8 protein-coding genes are annotated in these 12,120 nt (G+C 58.9%); 1 reads left to right on the plus strand and 7 read right to left on the minus strand.

What is annotated here, in order from left to right:
- The 7 genes from D7241_RS05915 to putA all read right to left on the minus strand — a co-directional run bounded on the left by D7241_RS05915 (position 1) and on the right by putA (position 11,526).
- On the minus strand, positions 1 to 2,244 hold the full coding sequence (locus D7241_RS05915) for an ATPase, T2SS/T4P/T4SS family (RefSeq protein WP_408100710.1): 2,244 nt from the start codon (positions 2,242 to 2,244) through the stop codon (positions 1 to 3).
- 9 nt (positions 2,245 to 2,253) lie between these two features.
- Positions 2,254 to 3,384, minus strand: coding sequence for a sensor histidine kinase (locus D7241_RS05920; protein WP_408100711.1), 1,131 nt, complete (start codon positions 3,382 to 3,384; stop codon positions 2,254 to 2,256).
- On the minus strand, positions 3,377 to 4,042 hold the full coding sequence (locus D7241_RS05925; RefSeq protein ID WP_408100712.1) for a GTP-binding protein: 666 nt from the start codon (positions 4,040 to 4,042) through the stop codon (positions 3,377 to 3,379). Before D7241_RS05925 ends, D7241_RS05920 begins: the two co-directional genes overlap by 8 nt.
- Entirely contained in the window at positions 4,035 to 4,577 is a 543-nt protein-coding gene (locus tag D7241_RS05930; protein ID WP_408100713.1) for a response regulator, read from the minus strand. Before D7241_RS05930 ends, D7241_RS05925 begins: the two co-directional genes overlap by 8 nt.
- Positions 4,574 to 5,920 (minus strand): HD domain-containing phosphohydrolase, encoded by a 1,347-nt coding sequence (locus tag D7241_RS05935; protein WP_408100714.1) that lies wholly within the window; start codon positions 5,918 to 5,920, stop codon positions 4,574 to 4,576. The genes D7241_RS05930 and D7241_RS05935 overlap by 4 nt, the downstream gene beginning before the upstream one ends.
- 8 nt (positions 5,921 to 5,928) lie before the next feature.
- Positions 5,929 to 7,194 carry an ATP-binding protein gene (locus tag D7241_RS05940; RefSeq protein ID WP_408100715.1) on the minus strand — a complete coding sequence of 422 codons (1,266 nt, stop codon included), beginning with the start codon at positions 7,192 to 7,194 and terminating at the stop codon, positions 5,929 to 5,931.
- A 390-nt stretch (positions 7,195 to 7,584) separates the two neighbouring features.
- Positions 7,585 to 11,526 carry a trifunctional transcriptional regulator/proline dehydrogenase/L-glutamate gamma-semialdehyde dehydrogenase gene (putA, locus tag D7241_RS05945; protein ID WP_408100716.1) on the minus strand — a complete coding sequence of 1,314 codons (3,942 nt, stop codon included), beginning with the start codon at positions 11,524 to 11,526 and terminating at the stop codon, positions 7,585 to 7,587.
- A gap of 362 nt (positions 11,527 to 11,888) precedes the next feature.
- On the opposite strand from putA, the gene D7241_RS05950 reads away from it, so the two are divergent.
- On the plus strand, positions 11,889 to 12,095 hold the full coding sequence (locus D7241_RS05950) for a carboxymuconolactone decarboxylase family protein (protein WP_408100717.1): 207 nt from the start codon (positions 11,889 to 11,891) through the stop codon (positions 12,093 to 12,095).
- Positions 12,096 to 12,120 lie beyond the last annotated feature (25 nt).

The raw sequence follows: 12,120 nt of genomic DNA on the forward strand, positions 1-12,120 counted from the left end.
TTACTGCTGCAGATCCTGCGGCCCGAGCAGGCGAAGGACTTCTTCAATTGTGGTTAGTCCAAGACCTATCTTCTCCCTGGCATCGTCGAGCAAGGTGGTCATTCCTTCCTTACGGGCAATATTCTGCAGCTGCATGGCGCTGGCACCCTGAGAAATGGCGTCGCGTAGCGCATCGCTCACGGTCAGGACTTCATGCACGCCGACACGGCCTTTGTAGCCCTGATGGCATTGGTTGCAGCCGCGGCCCTGGTAAAACTTGAGGTTCGGGTCGAGAAAGCTCGGTCCCAGGCTACGCAAGCGCTCGTCGGGCGGCTTGACCGGTTCTCGGCAATTCATGCAAATGCGCCGTACCAGACGCTGGGCGATGATCGCCTCGAGCGCCGACGCCAGCACATAGGGTTTCAGACCTAGATCGAACAGCCGGGCAATGGTCGCGGCCGCCGAATTGGTGTGCAGCGTGGAAAACACCAAGTGGCCGGTGAGTGCGGCATGGAAGGCCACGTCGGCGGTTTCCTCATCGCGGATTTCGCCGAGCAGAATCACGTCCGGGTCCTGTCGCAGGATGGCCCGCAGCACGCTGGCGAAACTCAGGCCGATGCGCTCACGCACCGGGACCTGGCCGGCGAGATCCACATGGAATTCCACCGGGTCTTCGATGGTGATGTAGTTCTTTTCGGACGACGCCTCATGCTGGAGCAGGGCGAACAGGGTAGTGGTTTTTCCGCTGCCGGTCGGGCCGGTAGCGAGAATGATGCCCTGCGGCTTGTTCACTACGTACAGGAGTCGCTGCAGATTGTTCGCGGACAGCCCCAGATCCTCCAGCGACTGTGCCGCGGATTGGCGCTCCAGTACCCGCATCACGACCTTTTCGCCATTGATGGTCGGTAGCGTAGAGATGCGCAAATCGACGATGCGCATCGGGGTTTTGACGGTGATCCGGCCGTCCTGCGGGCGGCGCCGTTCGGTGATGTCCAGCTCGGCCATTACCTTGATCCGCGACACCAGCGACATCAATTGGGTATTGGGGATCTGGATCTTGTCCTGCAACACGCCGTCAATACGGTAACGCACCACCACATGCTTGGTCCGCGGGTGGATATGGATGTCGCTCGCACCTAGCCGTAATGCCTCGAGAATGATCGCATTGACTAGCCTGATCGCCGGCGGCTCTTCGGAGCTGCCGAGTAGCTGTTCGAGGCTTTCGTTGCCGCCGTCATCGTCGAGAACGATCTCGATGCCTTCGTAGGGGTCGCTGTTACCCACTACCGTGGCTAGGTCTTCAAGCTGCTGGCTGGGCTCGCCGAAGAATTCGTTAAGTTTGCTCTGGAGCTGCTCCAGCGGACAAAGCAATGGATGAATGCTGTAGCCGGTCATAAAGCCGAGCTCTTCGATCAGCCCCATGTCCATCGGATCGGCCATGGCCAAACGGAGGCGTTTGCCAATTAGCCGCAGTGGCATCACCAACTGGCGGATGCAAACCGATTGCGGAATCAGGGCCAGTAGTTCCGGATCGAGCTGGAACTCGCGCAGGTCGATTTCTTCGAACATCAAGTCTGTGCGCAACAACTCGAAGATCTTCCCGCTTTCGACCCAGTCATGTTGCATCAGCTGCCGCATGACCGGGGTCTTGTGAGCCTGCATCTCCTTGTGCAAAAGCTGAATTTGCTGCGCGTTGAGTAATCCCTTCTTGTACAACATGATCGCGAGCTGACTGCGGTTGGTAACGCCTAACTTGGCCAGGGTATCCAGGTCGCGATGCTGCTTGCGGTTTTCCTGCTCAAGCGCGCGGGTGCGTTGCAAAAGGGCGTATTGCTCCAGCGCCAGGGCAATCGTCAGACGCAGATCATCGTCGTTCCAGGGCTTGAGTATGAAGCGATACACCGCACCGTCTTTGACCGAGCCCATCACTGCCTCGGTGTTGGCATGCCCGGTGAGCATGATGCGGATAGTGTCCGGCCACCGTTCACGCGCCTTGGCAAGCAGCTCGCTGCCGTTCATACCGGGCATCATGAAATCACTGATGATCAGATTTATCGGTTTCGCTTCCAGGATTTTCAGCGCTTCGACGCCATTTCGAGCGAAATGCACCTCGTAGTTTTCCCGCTGTAGCACCCGCCGCAGTGCAGCGAGGATGCCCGGCTCGTCATCTACTAGCAGCAGGCGATAGGGCGTGCTGGGTGGCTCTTCGGCCTTAACTCCTATCGGTTCATCCCCTACGAACAACGATGCGTAACGTTTCGCCACGATGGCTCCTTACCGACAGAGAAAGCGCAGGGTCACTCGCGTGCCCGTATCTTGGTGGCTGCTCAGTAATATCTCGCCTTGATGCGCAACCAGAATGTCACGCGCCACGGTCAGGCCCAACCCGGTACCGGAGCCGACTGGACGGGTGGTGAAGAACGGGTCGAACACGCGCGGCAAGTCTGAATCGGCAATACCGCAGCCGTTGTCTTCGATGATCACTTCCAGCGCGCCATACTCGTCTTGGTGCGTGCTGATAAGAATCCGTCCATCTTCACGCAGCGATTTGGCAGCGTTATCGAGCACGTTATAGAAGGCCTGCGACAGCTTGGCCGGATAGCCGGCCAGCCGCGGCAGCTCGCCCAGACTGAGCTGAATATCCAGCGTCTGGTTGCCCTCGGCCTGCAACAGATGGCAGGTGGTGCCGAGAAGTGCATTCAGGTCGCAGGGGACGAAATCGGCTTGGTCGATATTGGAAAACGTCTTCAGGTCGGCAACGATGGCAGCAATTCGTCGGGTGCCGCTCGTCGATTCTTGGAGCAGGGCTCGGAAGTCTTCTATGAGAAAGCGGGTGTGCTGATCGGTCGGGAGCTGTTGCTCCAGTTCGTCGAGATAGTCGCCAGCGACACGCAAATTGCTAGCGATGAAACCGATCGGGTTGTTGATTTCGTGAGCGACACCGGCGGCCAACTGACCGATCGAACGTAACCGCGCGGTTTCGTAGAGTTGCTGCTGGGCCTTTTCGATGATCTGCACCTGTTCTTCGACGCGTGTCTGCAACTGCTCGGAAAGGGACTTGTAACGGGCCTCAGATTCCTGCAACGCGGCATGTTGGCGCTGGAGTTCGGCGAAGCTTGCTTCTGTGCTGTCGTGGTGCAGATTGGCGGCCAGGCGGTACTTGCCGACATAGAACAACACGAACTCCAGCAAGCGGGCACCGGCTTGTTGCACTTGGATATCTTCGGGGCAGTGCAGCCAGCCAAGGGTCTCCAGGTTGAATTCGACGGCTTCGGCACCCGCCAGCGGCGTTTCGCTCAGGGCTATCGGCCGGTCGGCCAAGACCTGTACCAGCTGCAGTAACTGCTGTTGACGCTCATCAGGGAGCAGGTCAGCGAGGGTCGGATCGTCCTCGAAACTACGCATGGGGCACTTCCAACGCACTCAGTCGGTGGATGAAATCGGTCTCGCTGATACCTTCGTCAGCGGCCAGCCGGAACTCTTGATCAAGAGTCGGATAAAGGCGCTTGAGTAGTACCCGGAAGCTTTCCACCACGCCTTGACCGTTTATGGCCGCAGCCATGCATAGCGGCGCCCAAGGCGTATTGCGCCAACGCGTTTGCAGCTCGGTTTCCTCGATTGCACCCGGCACGTCGCGCTTGTTGAACTGCACCACGATAGGCAGCTGCTCGATATCCATGCCGAGCTTTTGCAGGCTGTCGGCGAGATTGTCGAAGGCGTTGGCGTTGTTGTCTTGCTGCGCCTGCTGCGAATCGGCGACGAAGATAACGCCGTCGGCGCGCGACAGCACGGCCTTGCGGGTGCTGTCGTGCTGTACCTGCCCAGGGACGGTATAAAGCTTGAGCCGCAGATCCAGACCCTGTTCGCTACGCAGGCCGATCGGTAGCACATCGAAGAACAGCGTGCGGTCGTCACGGGTCTCGAGCACCATCAGCTCGCCCTTGCGTTGCGGCCGCAGCAGCGTATGCAGTTGCATCAGATTGGTGGTTTTGCCGCTCAATGCCGGGCCGTAATAGACCACCTTGAGCGTGAGCTTGCGCTCATGGGGCACGTAATCAGCCATATTCCGGCTGCTCGTCGGAGTCCATCAGTACGGCGCCATCGGCGTCGCGCTTGACTCGGGTGATGCCGGGATACTGAGCCTCCAGGCGGAGCAATTCATGTTGCTGGCGCTCCAATGCCGTCTGCTGGTCTTTCACCTGGGATAGTAGGCGCTGGTTCTGGATCCTTAATAGATACAGGTCGATGGCTGTACGTAGCGCGGTTTCGATCTCGTAGTCTTCCCATGGTTTGGACAGGTAACGGTAGATCTCCGCGCGGTTGATTGCCTGCATCATCGCCTGGCGATCGCCGTAAGCGCTGAGGATCATGCGCATGGCATTGGGCTGGCGCTGTTTGGCGAACTGTAGATAGTTAACACCGTCCACGTCCGGCATCTGGTAGTCGGAAACTATCACGGCGTATTCATGCTCGGAGAGGGCATCCAGAGCCGACTGGGCATCCGTGAAGGTGTGCACCTCCCAGCCATGCGGGCGTAATATGCGCTTCAATGCCGAGAGGATGTTCGGCTCGTCATCAACCAGCTGAATCTTGATCATTGGAGGTTTCCATCTTGCACAGCAGGGTCGGGCTTGCGTACGAACAGAGTGTAGCGGGCACCCTCGGAGGATTCGAAGGCGATCAGCTTGTCGATCAATGGCCGGGTGAGTTCCTTGCCCTCGTTTAGGAGCAGCATCCCGTTCTCGGCGTGAAGATTGCGCGCCAGGATCATCCCCGGCTCCACTCGCCGGGTATCGAGGATGAGAATGCTGGCATCGGCCAACGCCAGATCTGGGGCCAGGGTGGTGCATACCTCGATGAAGCGTGCGCAGAGATCCGGATCATAGAGCCGTCCGGCGAACTTCTTTTGTAGCAGCAAGGCTTCGTCACGATTCAGCCGGCGTTCCAGAATCATGCCGCGCTGCAGTTCGATGAAGTCTACGGCGAGCTTTAGCAAGCGTGCGCCGAAGGGGATGGCTTCGCCCTCCAAACGATCCGGGAAGCCGTTGCCGTCCCAGCGTTCCTGGTGATGACGGATAAGCGTGCCGGCGTTCTGGACCGGCTCCAAAGCCATCAACAGACTTTCTCCGAGCCCTGGATATTCTCGATAGCGCGCCCGATCCTGTTTGTACAACTGATCGGAGGGCATGCCGAGCAGGCGGTCTTCCCAGGTCAGCTTGCCTAGATTGTAGAGCGCCGCAGACATCGCTAGATCGTTGGTGGTGCGCTCGTCGAGCCCGTAGTGCTCGGCATAGCCTTTGACCAGGGCGATAACCTGAGTGTTGGTCTGGCGCTCCTTGTTCAGGCGTTGATTGAGCAGGTTGGCAAATACCTCAGTGGCAGTGACGTAGCTGCGACGCAGCTCGGCATAGGCCAGGTCGAGCATGTCGGCGGTTTCTTTGAGTTCCGCCGTGCGTGCGGATATGCGCTGTTCGAGGGTGGCGTTGAGCTCCTGTAGCGCCGCATTCTGCTGCTGCGTCAGTTGTTCGAGGCGCTGGCGCTCACGCTCGGAATGCTGAAACGCCAGCGCCTGGCGAATGACCAGGCGCAGCTCTTCGTCATCCCAGGGCTTGCTGATGTAGCGGTAGATCTGCCCTTCGTTGATGGCTTTGACGGTCGTGCCGATATCCGCATACCCCGTCAGCAGAATGCGCAAGCACTCCGGTCGGCGCTTCTGGATTTCCGCAAGCAGGCTCGCACCATCCATGCCCGGCATACGCGCATCCGATATGACCAGATCGATTGTCTGCTGTCCGAATACTTCCAGCCCCTGTTCTCCACAATTAGCCGTTAGCAGCCGATAGGGCTCGTTGCGTAATACGCGGCGCAGGCTGTTGAGGATGTTTTCTTCATCGTCGACCAGCAATAGGGTTGCAATCGGTCCGCTCTCAGGCATGGCCATAAATGCTATTAATCCTTCTGGCCCAGTGCAGTCGGCTGAACGACCGGCAGCCAGACGCGAAAGCGCGTGCCTTTGCCGAGTTCGCTATGAACTTCGATGCGCCCATGGTGCTTTTGCACGATGCTATAAGAAAGGGCCAGCCCAAGGCCGGTGCCCTTGCCGACCGGTTTGGTGGTGAAGAATGGCTCGTAGATACGATTCAGCAGCTTAGGGTCGATGCCCTGGCCGGTGTCCTCAACCTCGATCCAGGCCCAGTCGCCATCACAGGCGGTGCGCAACGTGATCCTGCCGAACTGCTCAATGGCGTGCGCTGCGTTGACCAGCAGGTTCATCACAACCTGATTGATCTGCGATGGGATGCACTCGATATCCGGCAGTTCGCCGTATTCCTTGACGACTTCGGCTTTGTACTTGAGCTCATTGTTAACCACGTTGAGCGTAGTATCGAGGCCGCGGTGCAGATCGGCGGGACGGAACTCCTCTTCCTCTATATGAGAGAAATCCTTGAGCGCTCCGATGATGCGTTTGACCCTATCGATGCCGTCCTCGGACTCAGCGATCAGCGCCTCGGCATCCTCGCGAATATAGTCATATTCCAGGTTGGCCTTGAGCTGACGAAGCTCGTCCAGATTTGCGGCTCCGTCCATTGCGTTAATGATCCGCAGCATGTCGCGCACATAGCCGCCCAAGGTCTTGAGGTTGGAATTGACATAGCCGATGGGGTTGTTGATTTCATGCGCGACACCGGCGGCCAACTGGCCGATAGCTGCGAGCTTCTCGGATTGAAGTAACTGGCTGTTGGCGGTTTCCAGCTTTCTTAATAGCTGGTCTTGTTCATCTTGTTTCTTGCGCAGCGCGCTTAAAGCAGCTTCTAGCTGCTCGTTCGAGCGGGCGACAGCGCTCGTGTCATACATGACCAATGCAAAATGGCTCTCGCCGTCCGGTGTTTCAAATAAAAAGAACAAGGTGCTTTGAAGGAAACCATTTTTATCATTGTCGGCGTGCATCAGATGCACCAGAGGAGGGGTTTCCAGCCAATGATTGTAGATATGCCTGGCCTGGCCACGGGCTAACTCCACCATCCGCTCGAAACGTGGCGAACCGGCCTCCGGAAAAACATCGAGGAATCTTCTTCCGAGTGCTTGCGTAAGATCTTTTCCGCTGCGCTGCGCAATAAAAGAATTCCAACGCTGCACGCACAAGTCGGAATCGAGCACGATTACCCCCAAGTCGATTTTCTCGACCAGAGAGCCAAATAAATCAAATGGATTCATCAATCGCGCTCCTGAGCGGTTGAGGATATATGGCGGAGTGCCGCCATTTGCATTTAGAACAAACATTTATCGGGGCGCAACAGGCTGCTCGGCGTTAATTTGCCTTATCCGAAAGGTCAGAAAACTATCTATGGAAAAGAGATTCGTCGGGTATTTGACTTGCTTGAACTTATTCCTCGATTTATCTAAACGCGCCGTCTGTTGACTTGCATCTGGATGTCACTGATTGTCTCTTTTTATCGACCTGTTTGAAGACAACTTTAGTGCGAACGGATGCAGTGGCAGTTCCCGAAGCGGAGTCGGTTTTTTTATCATTCGCTCGGCTTGACGTTGGGATTATTTGTGTCTCGATTGGGCTGCCACAACCTGGATAGGCCATAGCGCCTCCGATCAACCGATGGTCATCAAACTGGCGTTGCCGCCGGCCGCGGCGGTGTTAATGCTCAGGGCGCGCTCGATCAGCAGGCGTTCCAGCGGTATATCTGTCTCGCCTTTGGCCAAGCCTTCTATGCCGACAATAGGCCCGCTGCGGCGCGACAGTTGCTGGTTGATCTCGCGTAATTGGTCGGCGTCGCCATGGTGTAGCACCACATCGAAACGTACCTCGTCGTGGGTCCAGTCCGTGACGAGAGTGATCCGCGCCCGTACCTCTTGCGGCAGCTTGTCGACCAGCGTTTTGCTGAGCGGCGTTTCCGCTATCACCGCTTCGCTGCCGATAGCCAGCACCGCCGCAAGCTGCGTAAGCAAATCATGTTCGTCCTTGGCCAGGCACAGCACGTATTCGCGAGGCAACAGGTTATAACTGTTGCGCTCGCCAGTAGGGCCATTGAGCAGCCGTGTACTACCGCTTTGAGATTGTTCGGCGTAGCGGTCGCACAGCGCCGATATTTCGGTCCGACCGTTTTTCTGCGCCCATTCTCTGAACAACTTGGCGGCTTTGGTTTGTTCAGCCGGCCTGCGCACCTCGGCCGGCGTTTGCATGCCGCCGAAATTCAGCGCTCGCAGCAGTGCGTCATGCGGTCGTGCCGAGAGCAGGCGATACAGGTACAACGGGCCGCCGGCCTTGGGTCCCGTGCCGGAGAGGCCTTCACCACCGAAGGGCTGCACGCCGACCACCGCGCCGACGATGTTGCGGTTGACGTAAAGATTGCCGACCTTGGCTCGGTCGATGACCTTGGCGATGGTTTCGTCGATACGGGTGTGCACGCCCAGGGTCAGCCCGTAACCGGCGGCGTTGATCTGATCGAGCAACTGATCCAATTCGGCGCGGCGATAGCGCAACACGTGCAGCACCGGGCCGAAGATTTCCTGCTGCAGCTCGTCGAGGCGCTCCAGCTCGATCAGCGTCGGCATCACATAGGTGCCGCGAGCGATTTCCTCCTCTTCGACTCGCGCCATCTGATGCACCCGACGACCCTTGTCGCGCATGGCCTGTAGATGCCGTTCTATGTTGTCGCGCGCCTCGGCATCAATCACCGGCCCGACATCTACTGCAAGCCGTTGCGGATTGCCCATGCGTGCTTCGGCCATGGCGCCCTTGAGCATGTCGATGACCCGCTCGGCGACGTCTTCTTGCACGCACAGTACCCGTAGCGCCGAGCAACGCTGACCGGCGCTGTCGAAGGCCGAGTTCATCACATCCATCACCACTTGTTCGGCCAAGGCGGAGGAATCGACGATCATCGCGTTCTGCCCACCAGTTTCGGCAATCAGCGGAATGCTCCTGCCACGCGTATCCAGCCGCCCGGCAATGCTGCGCTGCAGAATCGAGGCGACTGCGGTGGAGCCGGTAAACATCACGCCGCGCACGCGCTCGTCCGCCACCAGGCGCGCGCCTACGGTTTCGCCCCGTCCCGGCAATAGCTGCAATGCGCCAGCCGGCACGCCGGCTTCATGCAGAATCTGCACGCCCAGCGTGGCAATCAGAGGGGTCTGCTCGGCCGGCTTGGCTAGCACCGTATTGCCGGCACCCAGCGCGGCGCAGACCTGGCCGGTGAAGATTGCCAACGGGAAATTCCACGGGCTGATACATACCACCGGGCCGAGTGGGCGATGCGTGTCGTTGTCGAAATTGCTGCGCACTTCGGCACCGTAAAACCGCAAGAAGTCCACCGCCTCCCGGACTTCGGCGATGGCGTTGATGAAAGATTTTCCGGCCTCGCGCACCAGTACGCCCATCAACTGCTGAATGCGCTGTTCCATTAGATCGGCGGCTCTTTCCAGAGCCATAGCGCGTTCTTGCGGCGGCGTTGCCTGCCAGATCGGCGCGGCTTCCACGGCGCAGCGCAGGGCGTTGTCGACATCCCCTTCATTGGCTTCCTGCACCTGGCCAACCACGTCGCGGTGTTCGGCTGGGTTTAGTAACGGTTCGGTCTGCATCGTCGATGCGCTGTCGCAGCCGAGCAGCGGCTTTGCGCTGTAGACCTGATGCGCGCTGGCGAGCAGTGCGGACGACAGCGAGGCCAGACGGTGCTCGTTGGACAGATCGATGCCGCAGGAATTGAGCCGGACGTCGCCGTAGAGGTGGCGTGGCAACGGAATGCGTGGATGTGGCAAACCGAGCGTGCCTTCTTCGGCCAGCATCTTTTCCACAGTAACCACCGGGTCGGCCACCAGTTCCTCGAGGGAAATGCTTTTGTCGGCGATACGGTTGACGAAAGACGTATTGGCTCCGTTTTCCAGCAGGCGGCGCACCAGATACGCCAGCAGGGTTTCGTGGCTACCAACAGGTGCATAGATGCGGCAGGGCCGGTTGAGGCGATCCTGGCCGACGACCTGCTCGTAAAGTGGCTCACCCATGCCATGAAGGCACTGAAACTCGTACTGGCCGGGATAATAGTTCTGGCCGGCGAGGTGATAGACCGCCGCCAGCGTGTGTGCGTTGTGGGTGGCGAACTGCGGATAGATCGCTTCAGGCGCGGCGAGCAGCTTGCGTGCGCAGGCGATGAATGAGACATCGGTGTAGGCCTTGCGGGTAAAGACCGGATAGCCCTCCAGCCCATTGATCTGCGCCAGCTTGATCTCGCTGTCCCAATAAGCACCTTTCACCAGGCGGATCATCAGGCGGTGGCGGCTGCGTTTGGCGAGGTCGATCAGAAAATCCACCACATAGGGGCAGCGCTTCTGGTAGGCCTGGATGACGAAGCCGATGCCGTTCCAGCCGTTCAGCGATGGATCGAGGCATAGCCGTTCGAGCAATTCCAGCGACAGTTCCAGGCGGTCTGCTTCCTCGGCATCGATGTTGATCCCGATGTCGTAGCGCTTGGCCAACTGGGTCAGGGAAAGCAGGGTCGGGTAGAGCTCGTCCATCACCCGTTCGAACTGCGCACGGCTGTAGCGTGGATGCAGCGCCGATAGCTTGATCGAGATGCCCGGCCCCTCGTAGATGCCGCGACCGCGCGACGCCATGCCGATCGAGTGAATCGCTTGCTCGTACGAGGCCAAATAGCGTCGCGCATCGCCTGCGGTCAGTGCCGCTTCGCCGAGCATGTCGTACGAATAGCGGAAGCCCTTGGCTTCCATGGTCTGCGCATTGGCCAGGGCTTCGCTGATGGTTTCGCCGGTGACGAACTGCTCGCCCATCAGCCGCATGGCCATGTCCACACCTTTGCGGATCAGTGGCTCGCCACCCTTGCCGAGCAGTCGATTGAGCGACGACGAGAGGTTCTGTTCATTGTGCGTAGCCACCAGCCGGCCGGTCAGCATCAGGCCCCAGGTCGCCGCGTTGACGAACACCGACTGGCTGTTGCCCAAGTGCGGCTGCCAATTGCCAGTGCTGATCTTGTCGCGGATTAGCGCATCACGGGTGCCCTTGTCCGGTACGCGCAACAGCGCTTCGGCCAGACACATCAATGCCACGCCTTCCTGGGATGACAACGAGAATTCCTGCAGCAGGCCCTGCACCAGTCCCTGACGACCGCCCGCGCTTTTCTGGTTGCGCAGCTTCTCGGCGATCCGCAGCGCAAGCTTGTGCGTGGCTTCGGCCTTTTCCGGCGAAAGCCGAGCCTGTTCCAACAACACCGGCAGCGCCTCCGGTTCGGGGCGGCGATAGGCTGCGGTGATGGCGGCGCGTAACACCGACTGGGGCAGGACGCTTTCGGCAAATTCGAGGAACGGTTGATTACGCGACTCGATGGCCACCGCCAGATCGGCCTCGGTGTGCTCGATCATTAAAGCGCTGACAGGCTCTGTGCCGCTTTCGAGCTGTTCGAGGTAGTTCAGCGTCGCCTGCTTGATCAGCCACTGCGGCGTGCGGTCGATCCGTCGAGCAACTGCCTCGATTCGATTACAGGTTGCCTCATCGAGTCTGATGCCGAGCGTGGTGGCCTTCATGTTGCCTGTCCTCTGTCGTGATGCATCGCGGGTGAACCAGCAGCAAAGTCGCCGCAAGACCAGTCGCCTCGAACGCAGCGCCGGTCATCTCATGTCGAACTGCCTGAAATGAGCGTAGACCCTCGACCAGGTGCCGGAGAGCCACCCGGCACCGAAGCGACCCGCTGCAATTCAGACAGAGCGACATGCATATGGAGATGGTAATACTGCTGAAGACTCGTCAGCAGGACGCTCTGTTCCCATGAACTGATTTGCAGAGAACAGGAATGAAGATCGAACGACCTCATCGACCGGCGATATCCAAGGGTTGTCAATGATCTGTGCGGTTAGTTAGCTCACCGATGCTTGCGGTCCTGTCGGCGATGCGCTTTTTTACCCAACGCGAGCGGGCGGTGCTGGCCTGGACCGAAAGCCTTCCGCAGCTGTCCGGCGGTCACCCAGGTAGCACTGAATACGAGCAGCTCTGCGAGCAGTTCAGCGAGGCAGAGCGCGTCAACTTGACGCTGGCAATCGCCACCATCAATGCCTGGAATCGCTTCGGTGTCGGCTTCGATATGCAACCGGCGTAACGACTGCCGCATTCGCGTTTGATGC

This window comes from Stutzerimonas sp. VN223-3 (assembly GCF_045999685.1).
Lineage (GTDB): Bacteria > Pseudomonadota > Gammaproteobacteria > Pseudomonadales > Pseudomonadaceae > Stutzerimonas > Stutzerimonas stutzeri_AR.

What these genes read in the sequence shown, in the direction of transcription:
- D7241_RS05920 (WP_408100711.1), bottom strand. Translation starts at nt 3,384, where the DNA reads ATGCGTAGTTTCGAGGACGATCCGACCCTCGCTGACCTGCTCCCTGAT.
- D7241_RS05935 (WP_408100714.1), bottom strand. Translation starts at nt 5,920, where the DNA reads ATGGCCATGCCTGAGAGCGGACCGATTGCAACCCTATTGCTGGTCGAC.
- D7241_RS05940 (WP_408100715.1), bottom strand. Translation starts at nt 7,194, where the DNA reads ATGAATCCATTTGATTTATTTGGCTCTCTGGTCGAGAAAATCGACTTG.
- D7241_RS05930 (WP_408100713.1), bottom strand. Translation starts at nt 4,577, where the DNA reads ATGATCAAGATTCAGCTGGTTGATGACGAGCCGAACATCCTCTCGGCA.
- D7241_RS05950 (WP_408100717.1), top strand. Translation starts at nt 11,889, where the DNA reads ATGCGCTTTTTTACCCAACGCGAGCGGGCGGTGCTGGCCTGGACCGAA.
- putA (WP_408100716.1), bottom strand. Translation starts at nt 11,526, where the DNA reads ATGAAGGCCACCACGCTCGGCATCAGACTCGATGAGGCAACCTGTAAT.
- D7241_RS05925 (WP_408100712.1), bottom strand. Translation starts at nt 4,042, where the DNA reads ATGGCTGATTACGTGCCCCATGAGCGCAAGCTCACGCTCAAGGTGGTC.